This window comes from Rhizobium sp. P2_G9 (assembly GCF_056403475.1).
In genome coordinates, this window is record NZ_JBFUFK010000029.1 from 1 (window position 1) to 21,446 (window position 21,446).

Below are 21,446 nucleotides of genomic sequence, written 5' to 3' on the forward strand. Positions count from 1 at the left end.
GACCGATGGTGTCCTGTAAGCGCTCGGTCACAGCTTGTATGCCTTCTTCGCATTTCCGTAGCTCAGCGCCTCTGCCACGCCTTCGGCATCCTGTTTCGACAGGCGGTGTTCGGCGACGAGGTCGGCCAGGAAGCGGCAGACTTCGCGCCGCCAGACATCGTGGCGGGCCGGGATCGACAGGAGCGCCCGGGTGTCGTCGTTGAAGCCGGCGAGATTGGCAAAGCCGGCCGTTTCGACGACCTGATCGAGATAGCGGCGGATGCCGTTCGGGCTGTCGTGGAACCACCAGGGCGGGCCGATCATCAGGCAGGGCCAATAGCCCGCCATGGGGGCGAGTTCGCGGGCATAGGTGGTCTCGTCAAGCGTGAACAAGAGGATTCGCAGGCCGGGCGCCCGGCCATATTTCGACAGCAGCGGTGCGAGGCCGCCGACCCAGTCGGTGGGTGTGGGGATGTCGGCGCCCATATTCGGGCCGCGGGTGCGGAAAAGGCCGATATCGGTGTTGCGGCGCGAGCCGGCATGGATCTGCATCACCATGCCGTCTTCTGCTGAAAGTCCGGCCATTTCGGTGAGCATCAGGCCGCGGAAGAGTTCRGCGTCAGCGGCTGTGGGGGGTGCCACCAGGATGCGGTCGAGCAGAGCCTGCTTGTCGTTCAAGGGCAGGTCGGCGGTGAAGGCGGTGGGTACGCCATGGTCGGTCGCTGTCGCACCATGCTGGCGGAAGAAGGCGCGGCGGCGGCGATGTGCCTCGATCATGCCCTCCCAATCGGTGATATCGGTGCCGGCAATCTCGCCGAGCTTGACCAGGTTTTCGCGGAAATGCGGTGCATCGGGATCGGTGACGCCGTCGGGGCGATAGGTCGAACGCACCTTGCCGATCCAGCCGTCTGCCGCCAGTTTCTGGTGATGCGGGAGYGGATCGAGCGCGCCATCCGTCGTGGCGATGGTCTCGATGTTGAAGCGTTTGTGCAATGCGCGGGGGCGGAATTCGGGCTGGGCGAGCTCGGCGTTGATATGGTCGTAGAGCGCGTCGGCATTATCGGGCGTCAGCGGCTCGGTGCAGCCGAGCACGGCCGACATGGCATGGTCGACCCAGAGCCGCGACGGCGTGCCGTGGAAGAGATGGTAGTGTGTGGCAAAGGCGCGCCAGACCTCCCGGCCGCGCGCGACCGGCTTGCCGTCAAGCCGTGGTACACCCAAAGTGTCGAGATCGACCCCGACCGAAGTGAGCATGCGGAAGAGATAGTGGTCGGGGATGATCAGCAGCGAGGCGGCATCCTCGAACGGCTTGTCTTCCGCAAACCAGGATGGTTCGGTATGCCCATGCGGACTGACGATCGGCAGGTCGCGCACGGTTTCATAGAGATCGCGGGCGATCGTGCGAAGGGCTGGGTCGGCCGGGAAAAGCCGGTCGGGATGGAGAAAGCCGTCGCTTACGGTCATGAGATGCTCCTTGCCGCCTGAAGCGGGTTCTAGTTCGGCACGCTGCCGAGCGCATAGAGAATGCCGCGCAGTTCCGCCAGCCCGCGCATGCGGCCGATGGCCGGATAGCCGGGGGTCACGGTCTTGTGCAGGTCGTCGAGCATGCGGTGACCATGATCGGAGCGGAAGACGATTGCGTCCTTGTCGCTGCGCTTGCGGTCCTCGGCCACCAGTTCCCTGAGCACCGCGACCATGTCGACATCGCCCTCCAGATGTGCGCTTTCGTGGAAACTGCGGCCCTCGCCTTCGCGTTTGGTGGCGCGGAGATGGGCGAAATGGATGCGCGAGGCGAAGCGACGAGCGATTGCCGGCAGGTCGTTGTCGGCGCGGACGCCAAGGCTGCCGGTGCAATAGCACATGCCGTTGGCCGCGGATGGCACCGCGTCGAAGAGGGCGGCATAGTCCTCTGCCGTCGAGGCGATACGCGGCAGGCCGAAGAGCGGCCGCGGCGGATCGTCGGGATGCAGCGTCAGCTTGACGCCGCGCGCCGCGGCCGCCGGCGTCACGGCTTCGAGGAATTCGATCAGGTGCCGGCGCAGAGTCTTGGCATCGATCTCGGCATAGGCGAGCAGCTTGTCACGGAATTCCGGGATGGTCAGCGGTTCGGTCGTCGAGCCGGGCAGGGCGGAGGTGATGATGCGGGTGATCTCGGCGATTTCCTCCCCCGTCATGCTTTCGAAGACGGTGCGCGCGCGCGCCGTGTCCTCCTGCCCATAGTCCCGAGCGGCGGCCGGGCGCTGGAGCACGAAGAGGTCGAAGGCGGCGAAACGCTCGTGGTCGAAGCGCATGGCGGTCGCACCTGTGGGTGTCACGTGGTCGAGCTCGGTGCGGGTCCAGTCGACGACCGGCATGCAATTGTAGCAGATGATCGGGATGTTGCAGGCGGCGGCGGCTTCGAGGCTGGCGATCCAGGCCTCGATCTCCTGTTTCGCGCCCTTTCCCTTGCGCTTGACCGCGTCAGGAATAGGTATGCTTTCGATCACCGACCAGGTGAGCTTCGAGCGGCCGGGTGGCGTGATCTCGATCAGCGACTGGCGCTCGCGCACTTCGGCTTCGGTCCAGGCACGGCCGATCGGCACTTCATGCAAGGACGAGACGATGTTGGTGGCGCCGGTCTGCCGTACCTCGTCGAGCGTAACCGGGCTCGCCGGCCCGAACCATCTCCAGCCCTGTTTCACGCATTCTCCTCCGGCGGCTCAGCAGAAATAATCGGGATAGCGGGAGCGCAGTTCCGCGACGTCGGGGATGACTGCGCTGAGATGATGGATCATCCGCTCCCGCGCCTGCTGTATGTCATGGGCGGCGATCGCATCAAGAATTGTCTGATGCTCGGCGATGACGTTTTGCATGCGGCCAAGCACCGGCAGCGTCAGCCGTCGTGCGCGGTCGATCTGCACTTTCACCGTCTTGAGAATATTCCAGATGCCCGGATAGCCGGCGATCTGGCTGATGGCTTCGTGAAACGCCTCGTCCTGCTCGTGAAAACCGGATGTGTCGCCGATCGCCGCAAGCGCCTTCTGGCGCGCGATGATCGCCGCCAGCCGTTCGATATCGGCTGCGGTGGCAATCTCGGTCGCCCGCTCCACCGTCGTGCATTCGAGCGATTTGCGCACCACGACGGCTTCCGGAATGGCGCCGACCGGCACGCGCGACACCACCGTGCCTGATTGCGGATAGATATCGACCAACCCGCCCTCGGACAGTCTCAACAGCGCCTCGCGCACCGGCGTGCGGCTGACGCCGAATTCTTCTGCGATGCGTTTCTCCTGCAAGGCGGTGCCCGGCGGCAGGCGCAGCGACAGGATGTCGGCGTGAAGGCGACTGAAAATCGCATCCGCCGTCGTCACGCGACGTAGCGTGATTATTTTCTCCGGCTCTCGCTCATTCAGCGCGTTTGAGACGCTGTTCTCCGTCATCGGCTTTCCATGTTGTTGACACCTTCGTGCATACTAGTATATCAGTTGCCGTCGCTTGCCAAGGGCATCCGAAGAGGAGTTGGAAACCTGGCCTGAACTTTACGCAAATATTTCCAATCATTTTCACGCCGGCATCCGCCCCATGTCGCCGGTATGGATCAAAGTGGAGGAGAGACCACGATGGAGATGAAACGCAGAACATTCGTCGGCACCGCAGCCGGCGCGGCCGTTGCCAGCCTGCTGCCTTCGCGCCTGCTGGCCGCCGTCGCCAAGCCGGCCAGCCCGGTGACGATCACGATCGCCGACGTGGCAGGCGACCTGGCGCTGACGCAGGGCATGTTCGAGAACTATGCATCGGAAAAATCCGACTGGGTGTCGAACTTTGCCTTCACCAAGGCACCGGCGCCGGAACTGCCCGCCAAGATCAAGGCGCAGCAGGATGCCGGCAAGGTCGATATCGATCTCGTGCTCACCGGCACGGATGCGCTCTCGGCCGGCATCGACCAGGGCCTGTGGATCAGCATGGACAGCCACAAGGCCGACCTGCCGAAATCCGAAAATATCCTCCTGCCGCAGGCGCTGAAGATGCAGTCGCTCGCCAAGGGTCAAGGCGTGGTGATCACGTATTATCCGTCGGGACCGCTGCTTGAATATATGCCGGACAAGGTGGCCAATCCGCCGAAGACGGCGCAGGAACTGCTCGATTGGACCAAGGCCCACAAGAACAAGTTCCTCTATGCCCGTCCCGCCAATTCCGGCCCCGGCCGTACGCTGCTGATGGGCCTGCCCTATCTGCTCGGCGACAAGGATCCGCATGATCCGGTCAACGGCTGGGCGAAGACCTGGGACTATCTCGCGGCGCTGGGCGAGAATATCGAATATTACCCGACCGGCACCGCCGTCGTGTTCAAGGAACTCGGCGAAGGCACCCGCGACATGGTGGCGACCACGACCGGCTGGGACATCAATCCGCGCGCGCTCGGCATCGTGCCGGCGGAAGCCAAGGTGACGAAGCTCGACGGTTTCCACTGGGTAACGGACGCGCATTATGCCGTGATCCCGAAGGGCGTCTCCGACGAGAAGATCGCGGTGCTGATCGATGTGCTGAACTACATCCTGCAGCCGAAGCAGCAGGGTATCGCCTATGATGCCGGCTATTTCTATCCCGGCCCGGCGGTCAAGGATGTGACGCTGGCCATGGCGCCGCAGGAAAGCCAGGACACGCTTAAGGAATTCGGCCGCAAGGAATATGACGACTGGATTCCGAACAACCCGCTGGAGGTGCCGCTCGAACCCAAACAGATGGTCACCGCCTTCCGCATCTGGGACGAGAAGATCGGCGCCAAGAAGGGCTGATCCTGCTTGAGCCGGCGCCGCTTTTCTCGGCCGGCGCTGGCCGATCTGCTTCACCATGGAGATTGGCTTGACCTCGCTCTCGCCTGCAAAAAACAATGCGCGCCTCGAATTGCGCGGGCTTCGCCGTTCCTTCGGCGCCTATAATGCGCTTGACGGTATCGATCTGGCGATCGAGCCGGGCGAGTTCATCGCGTTGCTCGGGCCTTCGGGCTGCGGCAAGTCGACGGCGCTCAATTGTATTGCAGGCCTTTTGGCGCTATCGGGCGGCGAAATCCGTCTCGGCAATCGTCGCATCGATGAACTGGAGCCGGAGAGGCGCGGCTTCGGCATGGTGTTCCAGAGCTATGCGCTGTTTCCGCATATGAGCGTGCGGAAGAATGTCGGCTTCGGCCTCTCCATGCAGGGCGTCAAGGGGGCCGAAGCCGACAAGCGCATCCAGGAGGCACTGACACTCGTCCGGCTCGAAAGCCAAGCGGAAAAGCTGCCGGGCCAACTGTCCGGCGGCCAGCAGCAGCGCGTCGCCATTGCCCGCGCCGTCGTCATTCGTCCGCCTATCGTGCTGATGGACGAACCGCTCTCCAATCTCGACGCCAAGCTCAGGCTGGAAATGCGGGCCGAAATTCGCGGTATCCATGATCAGATCGGCTCGACCACCATCTATGTCACGCATGACCAGGACGAGGCTTTGTCACTGGCCGACCGCATCGTGGTGATGAGCCAGGGTCATATTGAGCAGATCGGTTCGCCGCAGGACCTCTACCAGCGGCCTGCCAATCTCGCCGTCGCCGATTTCATGGGGTTTCGCACCCGCATTTCCGGCCGGGTCGTTTCGGTGTCCGGGGACGAAGCCGAGATCGAAGCGGCTGGGGCGCGGTTGTCCGGCACCATGCGAACACCGCTGAAGGTCGGTGATGCTGCGGTGCTTTCCGTCCGTCCCGAGGATCTGATGGCGACCGACGGAGAAGGCATTTTCGCGACTGTGGCCAGCATGGAATATCGCGGCCGCGCCTTTTTCGGCATGGCGCGAGCGCCCGATGGCGCCGACCTCTATTTCCGCGCTGACCAGGCGCTGCCGCGCGGGGCAGAGACGCGGCTAAACCCGCTTCCCGGTCATGCGCTGCTGTTCAGGGATGGAAAGCAATGAGCGGTCCGAGCCTCAGGACACGGCTTGCCGTGCGCGGGCTGGACGGGACCACGCTTCTGGTCCTGCCCGGACTGCTGCTGATGATCGCGCTGTTTGTCTATCCGTTCCTCTATGGCGTGGTGGATTCACTCATCCCCAAAGAGGGCGCCTGGTACGCCAACTATGTCAAATTCTTCAGCGATCCGTTCGAGTACAAGACGATCGGCGCCACCCTCTGGCTGGCGCTGCCGGTGACCATCGTCAATCTGGCAATCGCTGTGCCGATCGCCTTCCGTGTCCGGCTGATGCATCGGCAGAGGTTGTTGACCACGATCCTGGTCCTGCCGATCACGCTTGGCACGGTCTTTGTCGCCGATGGCCTGCTGACCTTTCTCGGACCGCGCGGCTGGTTCAATCATACGCTTCAGGCGCTCGGCATTCTCAGCGATCCGGTCAAGCTGACCAACAATTACTGGGGCGTGTTTGCCTCGCTGCTGATCACCGGATTTCCCTTCGCTTTCCTGCTGGTTCTGTCCTTCATCACCGGCATCGATCCGGCCATCGAGCAGGCCGCCGCGACGCTCGGTGCCGATGCGCGGCGTCGGTTCCTGCGCGTTTTCCTGCCGTTGCTGGTGCCGGGACTGGCGATCACCTTCTGCCTGTCATTCGTCCAGGCGTTTGCGGTGTTTCCCTCCGCCCTGCTGCTCGGCGCGCCGGCGGGGCCGACACGGGTGATATCGATCGCGGCCTATCAGGCGGCCTTCGAACAATATGACCACTCGCTCGGCTCGGCGATCGCGCTGATCATGGGGGCGGTCGAACTGGTCGTCGTGCTGGTGGTGCTCGGCCTGCGTTCGCTCTTTTATCGCGGCCCGGCTGCTGGAACGAAAGGCTGAGTCATGATCCGCGACAAGGGGCTGACATCGAAAATCTGGCGCTTCGCGGTCTGGGGCATAGCACTGCTCTTCATCCTCAATCTCCTGGCGGTGATTGCCGTCGTCATCATCAATTCCTTCGCCACGCGCTGGCTCGGCACATGGCTGCCGGCTGGCTGGACCACGCGCTGGTATGCGAGCGCCTGGAAGGAATTCCAGCTGGGAAACGTCGTCCTGGTGACGTTCGAGATCACCTTTACGGTGGTGATCATTTCCGGCCTGATCGGCGTGATGACGGCCTATGCGCTGGCACGGCGGGATTTTCCCGGCAAGCGCGCCATCGTGCTGCTCTTCCTGTTGCCCTTGCTCATTCCGCCGCTGACCTATGGCATTCCTTTGGCCACGGTGCTTTACCGGCTTGGCCTGGGTGGCACGTTCTGGGGCGTGGTGCTGATCAACCTGGTGCCCTCAGTGCCCTTCGTCGTGCTGGTGATGATCCCCTTCGTCGAACAGATCGATCCGCGCATCGAGGCGGCGGCACGGGTGTTCGGCGCCGGGACCACAAGCCTGTTCGTCCGCATCCTACTGCCGCTGCTGCTACCGGGCATGCTGGCGGCACTGCTGCTGGTGCTGGTGCGCACGATCGCCATGTTCGAGCTGACATTCCTGATCGCCGGCCCGACGACCCAGACGCTGGTGGTGGCGCTCTACTACGCCGTCTTCGCTTCGGGTGTGCGTGCGGCGCAATCGATCGATGCGATGGCGGTGGTCTATATGGTGACGACCTTGTTCTGGCTGGTGATCGCGCTGCAATTCGTCAACCCGACACAGATCGTTGCCCGCGCCAAGCAGCAGCAATAGGGCGTCGGCTCAGGCCGCCGCTCCGCGAACGATGTCCTCGAATTCCGGCGCTGAAACCGGCCGGCTGAAATAGTAACCCTGCATCTCGTCGCAATTGTTTTCGCGCAGGAAGGTCAGTTGCTCGTCGGTTTCGACGCCCTCGGCGATGACGCGCAGGTTCAGCTTCTGGCCCAGGAGGATGATGGCGCTGGCCACGGCGCGGTCGCTCTCGTTGACCGAAAGGTCGTCGATGAAGGACTTGTCGATCTTCAGACGGGCGACAGGAAAATTCTTCAGCGCGCTGAGACTCGAATAGCCGGTGCCGAAATCGTCGATGGACAGCTGCACGCCGAGCGATTGCAGCGCCTGCATGGTCGCGACCGCGTGGTCGATATTCTGCATGATCAGGCTTTCGGTGAGTTCGAGCTCCAGATATTTTGCCTCAAGCCCGCTCGCTTCGAGCGCCTCGACGACCTGCTCGATCAGGTTCTTTTCCCAGAACTGACGCGCCGAGACATTGACGCAGATATTGATCGGCGGCAGGCCGGCATCCTGCCAGGCCTTGTTCTGGCGGCAGGCCTCGCGGATCACCCAATTGCCGATCGGCACGATCAATCCGGTCTCTTCGGCCAGCGGAATGAAATCGGCCGGCGAGATGCGACCGAGTGAAGGATGGTTCCAGCGTATAAGCGCTTCGGCGGCGAAGACGCGACCGGTCTTCAGGTCGACCTGAGGCTGGTATTGCAGGAAAAGTTCGGCGCGCTCCACGGCGTTGCGCAACTGCTCCTGCAGCAGCAGTTTCTGGTGGGCCTTGGCGTTCAGCTCCGGCGAATAGAACTGAAAATTGTCGCGCCCCAAGCCCTTGGCCTGATACATGGCCGCATCGGCATTGGTCAGCAGCGCTTCAGTGCTCGCTCCGTCGGCGGGGTAGTGGGCGATGCCCATGCTGCAGGTGACCCGCAGTTCATGACCTTCCAGCGTGATCGGCGCGGCCACGGCGTCGATAATGACCTGGCATATGGCGGGGACGGTCTCCGGCAGCTTGGGCTGGTCGGGCAGCAGGACGACGAATTCGTCACCGCCCAGCCGGACGACGGTGTCGGTCGAGCGGACATGTTCCAGCATGCGGTTGGCGACGATGCGCAGCAGCTCGTCGCCGGCATTGTGGCCGAGGCTGTCGTTGACGAATTTGAAGCGATCGAGATCGATGAACAGCACGGCAACGCCGCGATCGGTGGCTTCCGCCTGCTCGATCGCGTCGGCGAGACGCTGCCTCAGCAGAGTGCGATTGGGCAGATGTGTCAGCGCGTCATGCGTCGCCATGAACTGGATATGGTCCTCGGTCAGCTTCCGCTCGATGGCGATGCCAGCGATGCGGGTTGCCATGCTGACAAGGCCGGTCTCTTCACTGGTGGGCTCGCGCACCGATTTGGAATACATCGCAAAGGTGCCAAGAACCGCCCCTCTATGTGACATGATGGGTGTCGACCAGCAGGAGCGGTAGCCAAAGGGCGCCATCAGCTCGCGAAAATCCTCCCAGAGCGGATCAGCCTGGATGTCGGCAACGATCACGGTTTCCTGACGATAGGCGGCCGTGCCGCAGGAGCCGACTTTGGGGCCAATCCGCACGCCTTCGATCGCACGTGAATAATCCGGATCGAGGTGCGGTGCGATCCCTCGGCAAAGCCTTTCGCCGTCATTGTCCAGCAGCAGGATCGAGGCGACGATGCCGGTCAATTGCGCTTCGATGAGCAGCACGAGTTCGGTCAGCACATCTTGCAGTGGCGCTGCAGTCGCGATCATTTCCAGGATCTTCGCCTGGCCGCCGCGCAATATTTCAGACCGTTTGCGTTCGGTGATGTCGCGGGCAATGCCGACGAGGCCGAGAACCTCGTTGTCGCGTCCGCGCAGCAGCAGCTTGGTGGACAAGATCCATTTGAACCGGCCGGACGGATCGTGGACATTCTCCTCCCGGTCGATCATCGGTGTGCCGGTGCGCAGGATCTCGAGCTCGCGCTCCCGGAACTCCTTTGCCAGTTCGGGTGGATGGTAATCGCTGTCGACCAGACCGATCATTTCCTCCGGCGTCCGGCCCCAGTCGGCGGCCAGCGCCGTGTTGGCGATGACGAAGCGGCCGTCGACGTCCTTGACCCAGAGATAGTCGGGCACGGAGTCGATCAGATGCTGCAGCGACATCCGTTCATTGGCGAGCGCCGTGTGGGCGATCTTGTCGGAAATATCCTCATGGGTCGCCACCCAGCCGCCATCCTCCATCGGTTGGTGGCAGACGCGGATGACACGACCATCCTGGAGTTCGGCATTCCAGATAATCGGGCGCCCGGCGACAGCTGCATCGGTGCAGAATGAGGTATAGTTGTCGGCGCTGCCCATCGGGCAGGTACCATTGGCCTCACGCAGCTCGATGATCTCGCGCAACGACGTGCCGGAGACGAGACATTCCGGATCGAGGCGATAGATTTCTGCGTAGCGCGGATTGCTGAGCACCAGCCGCTGTTCGCCGTCGAAAAAGCAGACACCTTGGGAAATATTGTCGATCAGCGTCTGGTAGCGCAGCATCTGCACCATCAGCGACGGAAGGACCGACAGCACCTCCTGCTCGTCATGCGCCTGCTGCACGTCCTCAGGATCAAGGCCGCTGTCGTTAAAACCTTTGATAAAATGTTTTTCAAGCAATTGCAGCACCTTCCCAGTACATGCATGAAGCAATGTCTGCGACTGCTTACCTATAATATACAGTTGTTAACCGTCGCTAAATCATGCTCGTCTGGCACGGTTCATGGCAAAGGCATGTCGAACTGGTTGCCGTTGCGCAACTGATCGCATGGCGTGGCGCTGGTTCTACCGAGTTGGAAGTGATCGGATTCCAGCGGATCGAATTTGTTCGCTTGTCAATCGTTTAGGTTGCGAGTATCAATGGAACAACCGAACTGCGGCCGGCCTGACCTGCAGCCTCCTTCGACGACTTTGAGGCGTCGTGCCTACAGAGGAACGGAGCGGACAACAGAGCGTCGCGTATTCGGGATCGCACAGGCAGCAAAAGCAGGGGAGGAATGTGCATGTCGCTTAAACTACTGCTTAGCGCGTCGATATTTGCATGTCTGGCATCGCAGTCATATGGAGCCGAAATATCCGGCAAGGCGTTAAAGGTCCCGGCGCAATTCGATGCCCCTGGATCCAAAACCGGCAACAAGCCGCGTGGGATCAGCGGCATGGCATGTATGGGAAAGGCCGCCGATCCATCCCGACTATGCTTCGTCATCAACGACGAGGAAAAATTCGGCCAGTTTGCCGAACTCGGCTCCGATACCCTGACGCCGCTGGCGCATGTCATCACCTTCATCAAAGGAAATGACACCGGCGATGATGTCCTTGGAAAACAACGCATTGCGCCTTGCCCTGGCGGCAATTCGAAACACCAGTATGAGGAGCTTGATGGTGAAGGCGTAGCCTATGCAGATGACATGATCTTTGTGTCGAGTTCCCATTCTTGTAACGGAAGCGATAAGTACAAGGCGTCAAGCTATCTGCTCACGCGCTTTGCTGCCAAGCCCGATGAGCCGATCGCGGATTCCGTCACGGTTGAGAGAACCTGGCGGCTTGCAGATGTGCTGGCCGAAAGCGACGTTGCGAAGGATTTCGGCAACGCCAAAACCGTCGGCACGAACATCGAGGGCATTGCGGTCATCGGAGGCGATCTCTATGCGGGATTGCGGACCCCTGTCGATGCCGGCGTGGGATATATCGTCACTGTTCCAGTCGAACCGTTGTTTGCACCGGGCAAGGAAGGATTGCCGACGGGCCTTGTGCATACGATCAAAGTCGCCCTCGCTCCCGATGTCGGCATCCGAGACCTTGCTGCCCTGGACGACCAAAAACTTCTCATTCTGTCGGGGCCTACGCTTGAGCAACCAGACGTTCCCTATGAGATTCGGTTGCTGGACAATTTGACTCCGGGAGACATTCGCAAAACGAAGACGCTGCTGCCAATTCCGACGGTGGTCGTCAACAATACGATCGGAAAAGCCGAAACATTGACCGTGTTGTCGAACGACGCGTCCGGCGTCGATGTCGTGGTGCTCTACGACAATCTGGACGAGGGCCATCCAACTGTATTTCATCTGCCGCCGATCGACTAAATCGGTCCTGGATCGGGCAGAGTTTCATTCCGCCCGACATCGACGGTGAAGTCCGGATGGTTGCGGCGATCGATCGCTCCAAGGGCTACACGCAGGCGCCGCTTTCTACCCTCATAGTGCCCAATTGCGAAATGGGCCAGACGGCGGCAGAAATGCTGAGCGACATCGCTGTGCACGGCAAGGCGATCAAGCCGATGACAATGAAGGTGGATGGGCCGGTGGGTGATCCGCACGTTGATGGCGCGGCCAAGGGGGGTGAGAAGAGTAGACCCTCTCTGGCCTGCCGGCCATCTCCCCCACAAGGAGGGAGAAGACTCGCGGCATCCTATTTGCCTCAATTGGGGCGCAGTGGGTGCGGCTGGGTTAAGCCCCTCACCCTTGTGGGGAGGGGTTTGGGGCGGGGTCTTTTTAGGCCAAAATACCGGCTGTCAAAAGAACGGCTTATAATCGATATCGTAGCCGAAATACCGTGGCCCCACCAAAGCAATCCCCTCCGGTGTCCGCCATTGCGGATTGCAGGGAAAGGCGAGGGCTACAAGCCGAAGCCCATATTTCAGCGAATCCGCCGTCACCGGATTGCCGCTGTCGGCTTCCAGCAGCGTGATCAGTTCCGGCGTCGTCACGAGGATCTTGCCGTCGCGCTCGGCCATCAGGAACTCATTCTGGAAATCGAGCTTGAACGTATGGCCTTTCCAGTCTTCGACGCCGTCGAAACGGGCGGTGCCGCGGGCAAAACCGCCGACTGTGCGGCGGTCGATGTCCTTGACGCGACCGTGGAAGATGATCTGGGCGCCGAGCATGTCGACAACCGCCTCGACCGGATCGGCATGCGCCGCCCGCGTCTCGCGCAGCGTCAACCCGAGATTGGCGCAAAGCGTCAGCGTGCCGCGCACCACGGCCTTCTTTGCCACTGCGCCGCTCATCGGGTAGAAGGCGAGCAGCGCCGAGCCGCCCATTTCGATGGTGGCGGCGCGGGCGAGGCGTTCGGTCCAGGCATTGCTGACTGTTTCCAGCACGATGGAATTGCCCTTGTCGTCGCACAGCACCATCGGTGTCGCCGAGACGCCGTGCATGGTGAAAGTCACCATCTGCAGTTCCGGATAGGCGCGGCCCATGCCGTCGCCGTCGACCAGCGGCAGGCCGGTCATGGCGGCGACGACGAAAGGCGTGGTGGAATTGATGCCGCCGGCTTCACCGCAGAGCACAGCGTCGATCTTGCGGTTCATCACCTGTTCGAGTTGGCGGAAGGCGTTGATCAGTTCCTCGCCCTGCGGCAGCTTCTCGGTCATGACCGTCGGCGCGCCCATCATGCAGACGGGCACGACCAGTGCATCGTCGACCAGATCCTCGACATCGACGATCTTCACCGGGCCGTGCTTGCGGATCGCCTGCTGGGCCATGAGCTTGCCGACATAGGGATCGCCGCCGCCGCCCGTGCCCATGATCGCACCGCCGACGGCAATATCGTCCAGGTCCTCGGCATAGACCGTGCGCAGAGTTTTCATCAGGAGCTCCTATGCGAGGGGAGGGGTTTGAAGGTCAGTTCCGGATAACCGAAGGCTTTCGGGCCCACGACTTCCAGCGCATGCGGCGTTTTCATCAGGTCATGCACGGGCAGGCCAATCACGGCGACGCGCTGGCCGTAGCGCAGCATTTCGGTGGTGATCGGCTCGCCCGTGTCGAGTTCGAGATTCATGATCAGGTCCGGCACCATGATCACCGGCTCGCCATCGATCCAGAGCACCAGGTTTTCGTTCTGGATCGCGATCGACGCTTCCGATCCGGCCCAATCGCCAGTGCCGGCGATCTTGGCCATGCCACGAGCAAAGCCGCCGCGCAGCACGCGTTCGATGTCGGTGATCTTGCCGGTGAAGAACAGCTTGGCGCCTGTCTCGGCGACGATCTTCTCGACCACATTCTGGTGTTTCGCACGCGCCCTGATGATGGTGTTGCCGATATCGAGTGCCTGCGTCACCGTGCCCGGCACGGCATTGCGACGGACGAATTCGCCACTCATCGGTGCGACGGCGAAACCGGCACCGGCACCCATATCGACGGCGATGTCGCGGGCGAACTTTTCCAGCCAGAACATATCGACCACATGCCGGAAGACGACGACATTGCCTTTTTCATCGGCGATCGCGCCTGGCGAAGCCTTGGCGCCGTTGATGAAGAAGGTGGTCATCTGTACTTCGGGGAAGGCGCGGCCCATGCCGTCGCCATCGACCACGGGCAGGCCGGCATAGGCGGCGGTGATGATCGGCTCCATCGAGTTGGCGCCGCCGATCTCTCCCGAGATCACCGCCGTCATTTTGACGCCGGCTGCTTCCTCGACACCCAGCATGGCGCGATAGCACTCGCCCCCTTCCTCGATCTTCTCGACGCCGACGACCGGCGCGCCGATGCCGCCGACTTCGCCGACCCAAGCGTCATCCGGCAGGGCTTCGAGCGGCATGAGCTCGATCTTTGCACCGCGGCGCATCAGTTCGCGGGTGCGCAGCATGCCGATATAGGGGTTGCCACCACCACCCGTGCCGAGCAGGGCAGCGCCAAGTGCGAGCGGCTTCAGGTCCGCTTCTGTGAGTATGCGGAAATCACGCGACATGGAGTTCACCCACAGCCTTGACGCGGACGCGCGTGGCATTGCCCGGCAGATAGGCGAGCGGCACGTCCTCGACATCGACGATCTCGACGCTGTCGCGCGAAGCTCCTGCAGCCACCGCGGCATCGATGGCGCGCGCCTTGGCATCGTCGAGCGCCTGCTGGCGGCCGATCTCGGCCAGCGCGTAGACACGGTCGATCTCGCCCGAGACCTGGGCGATGGCTGCGCCGACGGCATTGGCGACGCCGAAATGAGCAGGCTTGATCACTTCCAGTCCGCCGATCGGGCCGTCGATCAGGATCGAGCCGCCGCCCACGACAATCACCGGCAAGGGGTCCGGCGACAGTCGCGAGCGCTCGACGCAATCCTCCAGCATGGAGAGGATTTTTGCCTGGGTGCGAGCGAGCAGATCTTTCGGCAGATGCGAGACCTTGGAGGCATCGCCGAGATCGGGATAGCCCGCCGCCACTGCAACGTCGGTCGTGGTCAGCGTCTCACCGCCGAAGATCAGCGCTTCGGTCTTGATCCGATATCCCACCGAGGTCGGGCCGACCTTGACGCCGCCATCGCCATCGATAACCAGCGAACCGCCGCCGAGGCCGATGGAGAAGACATCCGGCATGCGGAAATTGGTGCGCACGCCGCCGACTTCGACGGCAACCGTCGCCTGGCGTGGAAAACCCTTCTGCAACGAGCCGACATCCGAGGTCGTGCCACCGATATCGACGACGATGGCATCATCCACACCCGACAGGAAGGCGGCGCCGCGCATGGAATTGGTCGGGCCGGAGGCGAAGGTGAGTACCGGGAATTTCTCGGCGAAGGCGGCATCCATCAGCGTGCCGTCGTTCTGGGTGAGGAAGAAACGGCCCTTGATACCGGTCTCGGTGATCGCCTTGCGGAATGCCTCGACGACGTGAGCGGAGAGGTCGCGCAGGCAGGCATTCATGATCGCGGCATTCTCACGTTCGAGCAGACCGATGCGGCCGATCTCGCTGGAGAGCGTGATATGTGCGCCTGGAATTGCCTTGGCGAAGATCTCGCCGGCCCGCTTCTCGAACTCGTTGGAGACGGGAGAGAAGACCGAGGTGATGGCGATGGTGTTGATGCCCTTGGCCTTGATCTCGTCGGCGATGCGCAGCAATTCTTCCCCGTCGAGCGGCGAGATCACCCGACCGTCGAACTCGTTGCCGCCATGCGCAAGCCAGGCGTGGTTGCCGATCGCGGTCTTCAGATCCTCCGGCCAATCGACCATTGGCGGCAGCGACGAGGTTGCGGGCAGTCCAAGCCGGACAGCCGCGGTCTGCGCCAGATCGCGGCGCTGCACGACAGCATTGGTGAAATGCGTGGTGCCGATCATTACCACGTCGATGGCGCTCGCCGCCACGCCGGAGGCGGCAAGCACATCCTTGAGGGCGTTGACGACGCCGCTCATTACATCGGCGGTCGTGGCCGATTTCACGCCAGCCACCACCTGCGTGCCGTCCATGACGACGGCATCGGTGTTGGTGCCGCCGACATCGATCCCAATTCTAATCATCCTGGTTGTTCCTCATTGAAGGCTTGTTTGGCATTCGACGCCTGCTCGGGAGCGGCAGAGCCGCTCCTGAACTCGATGAGTTTCTCGGCCGTTGGAATCTCACCGTCGATCAGCGGAATTTTTGGACGCATCGCTTCTTCCTCGGCCGAGATCACCGGCACGGAGGCGAGCAGAAGCTGCGTGTAAACATGTTGGGGGCGCATGAAGACATCGTCGACCGAGCCGGTCTCAACCAGCTTGCCGCGATAGAGCACGCCGACGCGGCTGGCGAAATTGCGCATCAGGCTGAGGTCATGCGAGATGAAAAGATAGGTCAGGTCGAGCCGCTTGCCGAGATCGACCAGCAGGTCGATGACGCGCGCCTGCACCGAGACGTCAAGCGCCGAGGTCGGCTCGTCGAGCACCAGCAGTTTCGGCGCCACCGCAAGTGCGCGGGCAATGGCGACGCGCTGCTTCTGGCCGCCGGAGAGCTCGTGCGGGAACCGTTCGGCGAAATTGGCCGGCAATTGCACCATTTCCAAGAGTTCGCTGATCCGCTTCGACCGGTTCGAGGTGGGGAACCCATGGGCATCGAGCGGTACGGCGATGGATTGGCCGACGGTGCGGCGTGGATTGAGCGACGAACCGGGGTTCTGGAACACCATCTGCACGGTCTTGCCGTGCTCGCGTGATCCCCGGCCTGCCGCGATCTCGCGGCCGTCGATGCGGATCGCGCCGGATGTCGCCGTCTCCAGGCCCATGACCATGCGGGCGATCGTCGACTTGCCCGAGCCGCTTTCGCCGGCAAGGCCGTAGACGGCGCCGCGCTCGATGGAAAAGCTGACATCGTCGACCGCGTGCACGTCGCTGACATGCCGGCTGAAGGCATTGTGGACCGGGAAATATTTCTTGAGATTGACGATTTCGAGCATGGGCGCGGTCATGGCCTGGCCTCCGCTCTGCCGAACTGCATGCCGCCGGTCAGCCGCGGCACAGCGGCGATCAGGCTCTTCGTATAGGCGTCCTTGGGATCGGAAAAGATCGCCCCGGTCGGGCCTTGCTCGACCACCACGCCCTTGTTCATCACGTACACATGGCTGGAGGTTTCGCGGACGACGCCGAGATTGTGGGTGATCATCAGCAGCGCCAGTCCGCGCGCCTCGACCAGGTCTTTCAGCAGTTTGAGGATCTGCGCCTGGGTGGTAACATCGAGGGCGGTGCCGGGCTCGTCGGCGATCAGCAATTTGGGTTCACTCAGTAGCGCCATGGCAATCAGGATGCGCTGACGCATGCCGCCGGAGAGCTGGATCGGGTAGGAGCGGCTGACCCGTTCTGGGTCACGCATGCGGACCTGTTCGAGCACTTCATGCACACGCGCCATGCGTTCGCGGCCCGAACGGCTGCGGCCGAGACGCTTGTCGGCATATTTCAGGATCGTGCCCATCTGGTCGGCGATGGTGAAGACGGGGTTCAGCGAACTCATCGGATCCTGGAAGACCATGGACATGGAGGTGCCGCGCAACCTCAAGCGATCGCGATCGGGGATGGTGAGCAGGTCGGCGCCGTCATAGAAGATTTGGCCTGCGGTGATCCTGGCCGGCGGCTCGCGCAGCAAGCCCATGATCGCCTTCATGGTCACGGTCTTGCCGGAGCCGCTTTCGCCGACCAGCGCCACCTGCGAATGGGCGGGCACGTCGAGCGAGACCTCGTGCAAGACCTTGTTGGTGCGGCCATAGGTCGAGAATTCGACGGAGAGGCCTTTCACGGAGAGAAGGGCGTCGCTCATTTGACCTCCTGGACGTCGAAGAGGTCGCGCAGGCCGTCGCCGAGCAGGTTGAAGCCGAGCGCTATGAACAGGATGGCGAAGCCGGGCAGCACCGATTCCCACCAGTAATCCGGCAGGAAGGCGGAACCCTGCGCCACCATGGTGCCGAGGTCCGGTGTCGGCGGCTGGATGCCGAGGCCGAGGAAGGACAGCGAAGCGCCGACGAGGATGACGAAGCCGCAATCGAGCGAAGTCTTGACCGCCAGCGCCGAGACACAATTCGGCAGGATTTCGCGAAAGAGGATGTGGAATTTCGATGCCCCGAGCGTCTCGGCCGCTTCAACGAATTCCTGGGTGCGAAGCTGCCGCGTGATCGAATAGATGAGCCGCGTGTGCCAGGTCCACCAGAGCGCGGCGATCGCCATCATCGAATTGATCAGGTCGGGCGACAGCACGGCCGCGACGGCGAGCGCCATGACCAGCGGCGGGATGGCGAGCGCGATGTCGGTGAGACGCATGATCACGGTTTCCACCCAGCCGCCGAAATAGCCGGCGAGCAGGCCAAGCACGGTGCCGAACGGCACGGCCGTGCCGAGCACCACCAACGCCAGCAGCAGCGAGATGCGGGCGCCGAAGATCACGCGGGTGAAGAGATCGCGGCCGACATTGTCGGTGCCGAACAGGTGCTCGAACGAGGGCGGCAGGTGGCGGGCGCGAAAATCGACGACGGCGCCGACATGCTTTGGATAGGGCGTGATATAGGGCGCGAAGATTGCGGCGAGGATGGTGACGATGACGATGATCGCGCCGATCACGGCGGTCGGGTTGCGCGAGAAGCGGTACCAGTTCTGATAGGCGTTGGAAAGGCGCTCGGGTTCGGCGGCGAGGGTGTCGATATCGGCCATCAGCGATGCCCCCGGATGCGGACGCGCGGATCGACGAAGCCGACCAGGACATCGATAAGCAGGTTGACGAGCACGAAGAAGACACCGGAGACGATCACCACGCCCATGACGGCGTTGAGATCCTTCTGCAGGATGGTGCGTACGCCATAGGCGGCCATGCCCGGCCAGGCGAATACCAGTTCGACGACGAAGGCGTTGCCGATCAGGGAGGCGAATTCCAGGCCGGAAATGGTGAGCGGCGGTACGAAGCTGGGCCGCAGCATGTATTTCATCACGCGGAGCCGCTCCGGAATGCCGAAGGCGCGGGCGGCCTCGATATAGTCCTGGCTGGAAACGTCGATCATCGAGGCGCGGGTGATGCGGGCGATCTGGCCCATGGTTGCGGCACAGAGCGAGATCGACGGCAGCAGCAGGTAGCGTAGCGCCTGGCCGAAGACATCCCATTGGCCGTGGAGGAGAGAGTCGACCGTGACCAGGCCAGTGATGTCAGGCACGAATGTCATGGTCGGCGGTAGGCGGCCGGTGGTCGGCAGGATATGCAATACATAGCCGGCTAATATTTGCAGCAGCAGTGCCAGGAAGAAGCTGGGGGTGACGGCTGAGATGATGGCGATCATACGCACGATATTGTCCGGCCACTTGTCCTTCCAGCGCGCCGCGATCACGCCCAGGGGCACGCCGAATGTGAAGGCAATGGTGATCGTCGCCAGCACCAGTTCGAAGGTGGCGGCGAAGGTGTCGCGGATATCGTCGTTGACCGGCCGCTTGGTCAGCAGCGACAGGCCGAGATCGCCCCTCGCCAGGCCGGTGACGAACAGGCCGTATTGCTGGTAGAGCGGCTTGTCGAGACCGAGCGTCTGCTGCAATTCGTGGACCTGCTCCTGCGTCGCACGCGGCCCCAGCGCCAGCCGGGCCGGATCGCCGGGCATGGCGCGGGCGATGGCGAAGATCACGATCGACAGGCCCACCAGGACCAGGATCGACCAGAGAACGCGCCTCACGAGGAAGAGCAGGAATTCCAACGACTTGCCTCTTTAGAAATTGAAACGGATCAGCATTCGCGCGAGATGGCGCGGTTCAACCGATGGATCGAAAGCAATTGGGCTCCGAGGTCCGACCCTCCCATTCGCGGGATGGGCCGGCCTCGGGAGAACTTTACTTGCAGTTCCAGCTGTAGCGGGTGAAGTTATAGTCGAAGGACTGCATCGGCACGGCGTTAAAGCCGGTCAGGCATTTGTCCATCGCGTGCTGGACGCGCTGGGTCAGCAGGAAGACGTCGGGCTGCATGTCGACGATCTTGTGCTGCAATTCCTTGTAGATTTCAGCCTGCTTCTTGACGTCGACGGAACCGCGGGCATCGTCGATCAGCTTGTCGATATCCTTATCCTCAAGCCATTCCATCGACATCCAGGTGCCGGCCGACTTGGAATGATACTGGGCGTAGAACATCGAATCCGGCGACGGATAGGTCGGGCCGAAGAAGATCTGGTTGACGGCCGGCGAGGTATCGACCTTGGAGGCAATTTCCGTGACGCGGTTCCAGGGATCGGATTGCTGGGTGACCTTGAAGCCGATCTGTTCGAGATTGGACTGCATCAGCAGGCTGATTTCTTCCTCAAACTTGGTGCCGGCGACCCAGCCGAGCGTGATCGGAATGTCCTGGCCGGCATATTTCGATTTGGCGACTTCCGCCTTGGCGGCTTCGAGGTCGAACTTTTGGGCCGGCAGGTCATTGGCGTAGAAATCGGCAAAGCCGCTCGGCAGCGGTCCGCGCATTTCGCCGCCCGGATAGATCACATTGCGGATGGTGTCGTAATCGGTGGCAAGCGCGATGGCGCGGCGGATATGGATGTCGTCGGTCGGCGCAACCTTGGTGTTGAGCTTCAGGTAGAAGGCGATCGTCGTATCCTGGCTGACGATGTCGAAGCGGCCCATTTCCTTGAGCGCCTTATAGGTGTCCGGCGACTGGTACTGGCTCGACATGGTCAATTCGCCCGATGCGGCTAGCGACTTCACGGTGGCTTCGTCATTGGTGATGATCCAGCGGACTTCGTCGATCGGGCCTTTGCCGAAGCCGCGATAATAGTTCTTGTCGCGGGTAATGGTCATCTTGGCGCCGCGATCCCAATCCTTGAGCTGGTAGGCGCCGGCGCCGGCCACATGGGTGGCAAAATAGGTCTGGCCGTTGTCGCTGCCGGCATTGGCCTCAGCAACCTTCGAATTGACGATGAAAATCGCCGGCACGGTCGACAAGAAGGGCGCGAAGGTCTTTTCGAGCTTGAACTTCACCGTGTGGTCGTCGACGGCGGTGACCGAACCGGATTTGAGCACGCCGGCGAACAGGGTCGCTGGCCCCTGGTTGATCTTCAGGAGGCGCTCGACCGAATAGACGACGTCCTTGGCGGTGACCGGCGTGCCGTCGGAGAAATGCGCGTCGGCACGCAGCTTGAAGGTCGCTTCGGTGGCGTCCGGCGACATAGACCAGCTTTCGGCCAGTTCCGGCTGCAGATTGCCCTTGGAATCGACGGTGACGAGGCCGTCGTACAGGTTCACCGCGGCCATATAGTCGGTGTAGTCGGAGATTTTCGCTGGATCGATCGTGCCGAAGATCTGCACCGTGTTCATGGTGACGACGGTTTCGGCCGAGGCGGACGACAGGCCAGCTGCACCCAGCATAAGCGCTGCGGTGGCAGTGGATGCGAGAATTCGGAGCTTGCTCATTGTATCTCCCGGTTCAACATGGGTTCCCGAAGCGGCCCGTGCGGCCGTCTTTTCGATCGCGTGCCAGCGGAGTGCACGGCGTCGGAGACAAGCTTGCATGGCAATCGCCATGTGACAACGTGATGAAAGTCTAGGTTTTTGTCTAAATAGTCTAGGTTTTGGTGAAACAATACGCTTCGGCTAGG

At 62.2% G+C, this 21,446-nt stretch carries 17 protein-coding genes; 5 read left to right on the forward strand and 12 right to left on the reverse strand.

Features of this window, described 5'->3' with window-relative positions; genetic code table 11:
• Nucleotides 1–27: 27 nt before the first annotated feature.
• From uxaC to AC1DYF_RS22830, 3 genes are read right to left on the reverse strand one after another with little or no spacing between them, the layout of a single operon-like run.
• Nucleotides 28–1,443 (reverse strand): glucuronate isomerase, encoded by a 1,416-nt coding sequence (uxaC, locus tag AC1DYF_RS22820; protein WP_477879059.1) that lies wholly within the window; start codon nt 1,441–1,443, stop codon nt 28–30.
• Between the two features lie 29 nt (nt 1,444–1,472).
• Nucleotides 1,473–2,660, reverse strand: a complete 1,188-nt coding sequence (gene uxuA / locus AC1DYF_RS22825) for a mannonate dehydratase (RefSeq protein WP_477879060.1) — start codon at nt 2,658–2,660, stop codon at nt 1,473–1,475.
• Between the two features lie 18 nt (nt 2,661–2,678).
• A complete protein-coding gene (locus tag AC1DYF_RS22830; RefSeq protein WP_477879061.1) occupies nt 2,679–3,398 on the reverse strand; it encodes a GntR family transcriptional regulator in 720 nt (239 codons plus the stop codon).
• 180 nt (nt 3,399–3,578) lie between these two features.
• Here AC1DYF_RS22830 and AC1DYF_RS22835 point away from each other — a divergent pair, with 180 nt between their 5' ends.
• From AC1DYF_RS22835 to AC1DYF_RS22850, 4 genes are read left to right on the forward strand one after another with little or no spacing between them, the layout of a single operon-like run.
• Nucleotides 3,579–4,754, forward strand: coding sequence for an extracellular solute-binding protein (locus tag AC1DYF_RS22835; protein WP_477879062.1), 1,176 nt, complete (start codon nt 3,579–3,581; stop codon nt 4,752–4,754).
• Between the two features lie 55 nt (nt 4,755–4,809).
• Complete coding sequence (locus AC1DYF_RS22840) at nt 4,810–5,898, forward strand: ABC transporter ATP-binding protein (protein WP_477879063.1); 1,089 nt, start codon at nt 4,810–4,812, stop codon at nt 5,896–5,898.
• Nucleotides 5,895–6,773 (forward strand): ABC transporter permease, encoded by an 879-nt coding sequence (locus AC1DYF_RS22845; protein WP_477879064.1) that lies wholly within the window; start codon nt 5,895–5,897, stop codon nt 6,771–6,773. The genes AC1DYF_RS22840 and AC1DYF_RS22845 overlap by 4 nt, the downstream gene beginning before the upstream one ends.
• Before the next feature lie 3 nt (nt 6,774–6,776).
• Nucleotides 6,777–7,613 carry an ABC transporter permease gene (locus AC1DYF_RS22850; RefSeq protein ID WP_477879065.1) on the forward strand — a complete coding sequence of 279 codons (837 nt, stop codon included), beginning with the start codon at nt 6,777–6,779 and terminating at the stop codon, nt 7,611–7,613.
• A 9-nt stretch (nt 7,614–7,622) separates the two neighbouring features.
• Here AC1DYF_RS22850 and AC1DYF_RS22855 read toward each other — a convergent pair whose 3' ends face one another.
• Nucleotides 7,623–10,286, reverse strand: a complete 2,664-nt coding sequence (locus AC1DYF_RS22855) for an EAL domain-containing protein (RefSeq protein WP_477879066.1) — start codon at nt 10,284–10,286, stop codon at nt 7,623–7,625.
• Between the two features lie 383 nt (nt 10,287–10,669).
• On the opposite strand from AC1DYF_RS22855, the gene AC1DYF_RS22860 reads away from it, so the two are divergent.
• The gene (locus AC1DYF_RS22860) at nt 10,670–11,749 is read left to right on the forward strand and encodes a DUF3616 domain-containing protein (RefSeq protein ID WP_477879067.1); all 1,080 of its coding nucleotides are present in this window, start codon (nt 10,670–10,672) and stop codon (nt 11,747–11,749) included.
• 428 nt (nt 11,750–12,177) lie between these two features.
• Here AC1DYF_RS22860 and AC1DYF_RS22865 read toward each other — a convergent pair whose 3' ends face one another.
• The 8 genes from AC1DYF_RS22865 to AC1DYF_RS22900 all read right to left on the reverse strand — a co-directional run bounded on the left by AC1DYF_RS22865 (nt 12,178) and on the right by AC1DYF_RS22900 (nt 21,261).
• Entirely contained in the window at nt 12,178–13,254 is a 1,077-nt protein-coding gene (locus tag AC1DYF_RS22865; protein WP_477879068.1) for a DUF917 domain-containing protein, read from the reverse strand.
• Nucleotides 13,254–14,354, reverse strand: coding sequence for a DUF917 domain-containing protein (locus tag AC1DYF_RS22870; protein ID WP_477879069.1), 1,101 nt, complete (start codon nt 14,352–14,354; stop codon nt 13,254–13,256). Before AC1DYF_RS22870 ends, AC1DYF_RS22865 begins: the two co-directional genes overlap by 1 nt.
• Nucleotides 14,344–15,891, reverse strand: a complete 1,548-nt coding sequence (locus AC1DYF_RS22875; RefSeq protein ID WP_477879070.1) for a hydantoinase/oxoprolinase N-terminal domain-containing protein — start codon at nt 15,889–15,891, stop codon at nt 14,344–14,346. The genes AC1DYF_RS22870 and AC1DYF_RS22875 overlap by 11 nt, the downstream gene beginning before the upstream one ends.
• Nucleotides 15,888–16,814, reverse strand: coding sequence for an ATP-binding cassette domain-containing protein (locus tag AC1DYF_RS22880; RefSeq protein WP_477879071.1), 927 nt, complete (start codon nt 16,812–16,814; stop codon nt 15,888–15,890). The genes AC1DYF_RS22875 and AC1DYF_RS22880 overlap by 4 nt, the downstream gene beginning before the upstream one ends.
• Nucleotides 16,811–17,656 (reverse strand): ABC transporter ATP-binding protein, encoded by an 846-nt coding sequence (locus tag AC1DYF_RS22885; RefSeq protein WP_477879072.1) that lies wholly within the window; start codon nt 17,654–17,656, stop codon nt 16,811–16,813. Before AC1DYF_RS22885 ends, AC1DYF_RS22880 begins: the two co-directional genes overlap by 4 nt.
• Complete coding sequence (locus AC1DYF_RS22890) at nt 17,653–18,540, reverse strand: ABC transporter permease (RefSeq protein ID WP_477879073.1); 888 nt, start codon at nt 18,538–18,540, stop codon at nt 17,653–17,655. The genes AC1DYF_RS22885 and AC1DYF_RS22890 overlap by 4 nt, the downstream gene beginning before the upstream one ends.
• Nucleotides 18,540–19,562 carry an ABC transporter permease gene (locus AC1DYF_RS22895; protein ID WP_477879074.1) on the reverse strand — a complete coding sequence of 341 codons (1,023 nt, stop codon included), beginning with the start codon at nt 19,560–19,562 and terminating at the stop codon, nt 18,540–18,542. Before AC1DYF_RS22895 ends, AC1DYF_RS22890 begins: the two co-directional genes overlap by 1 nt.
• A 133-nt stretch (nt 19,563–19,695) precedes the next feature.
• A complete protein-coding gene (locus AC1DYF_RS22900) occupies nt 19,696–21,261 on the reverse strand; it encodes an ABC transporter substrate-binding protein (RefSeq protein WP_477879075.1) in 1,566 nt (521 codons plus the stop codon).
• Nucleotides 21,262–21,446 lie beyond the last annotated feature (185 nt).

Bases quoted from the DNA above. Each gene is read 5' to 3' on its own strand.
- AC1DYF_RS22830 (WP_477879061.1), bottom strand. From the start codon at position 3,398: ATGACGGAGAACAGCGTCTCAAACGCGCTGAATGAGCGAGAGCCGGAG.
- AC1DYF_RS22835 (WP_477879062.1), top strand. From the start codon at position 3,579: ATGGAGATGAAACGCAGAACATTCGTCGGCACCGCAGCCGGCGCGGCC.
- AC1DYF_RS22840 (WP_477879063.1), top strand. From the start codon at position 4,810: ATGGAGATTGGCTTGACCTCGCTCTCGCCTGCAAAAAACAATGCGCGC.
- AC1DYF_RS22845 (WP_477879064.1), top strand. From the start codon at position 5,895: ATGAGCGGTCCGAGCCTCAGGACACGGCTTGCCGTGCGCGGGCTGGAC.
- AC1DYF_RS22850 (WP_477879065.1), top strand. From the start codon at position 6,777: ATGATCCGCGACAAGGGGCTGACATCGAAAATCTGGCGCTTCGCGGTC.
- AC1DYF_RS22860 (WP_477879067.1), top strand. From the start codon at position 10,670: ATGTCGCTTAAACTACTGCTTAGCGCGTCGATATTTGCATGTCTGGCA.
- AC1DYF_RS22865 (WP_477879068.1), bottom strand. From the start codon at position 13,254: ATGAAAACTCTGCGCACGGTCTATGCCGAGGACCTGGACGATATTGCC.
- AC1DYF_RS22870 (WP_477879069.1), bottom strand. From the start codon at position 14,354: ATGTCGCGTGATTTCCGCATACTCACAGAAGCGGACCTGAAGCCGCTC.
- AC1DYF_RS22875 (WP_477879070.1), bottom strand. From the start codon at position 15,891: ATGATTAGAATTGGGATCGATGTCGGCGGCACCAACACCGATGCCGTC.
- AC1DYF_RS22880 (WP_477879071.1), bottom strand. From the start codon at position 16,814: ATGACCGCGCCCATGCTCGAAATCGTCAATCTCAAGAAATATTTCCCG.
- AC1DYF_RS22885 (WP_477879072.1), bottom strand. From the start codon at position 17,656: ATGAGCGACGCCCTTCTCTCCGTGAAAGGCCTCTCCGTCGAATTCTCG.
- AC1DYF_RS22890 (WP_477879073.1), bottom strand. From the start codon at position 18,540: ATGGCCGATATCGACACCCTCGCCGCCGAACCCGAGCGCCTTTCCAAC.
- AC1DYF_RS22900 (WP_477879075.1), bottom strand. From the start codon at position 21,261: ATGAGCAAGCTCCGAATTCTCGCATCCACTGCCACCGCAGCGCTTATG.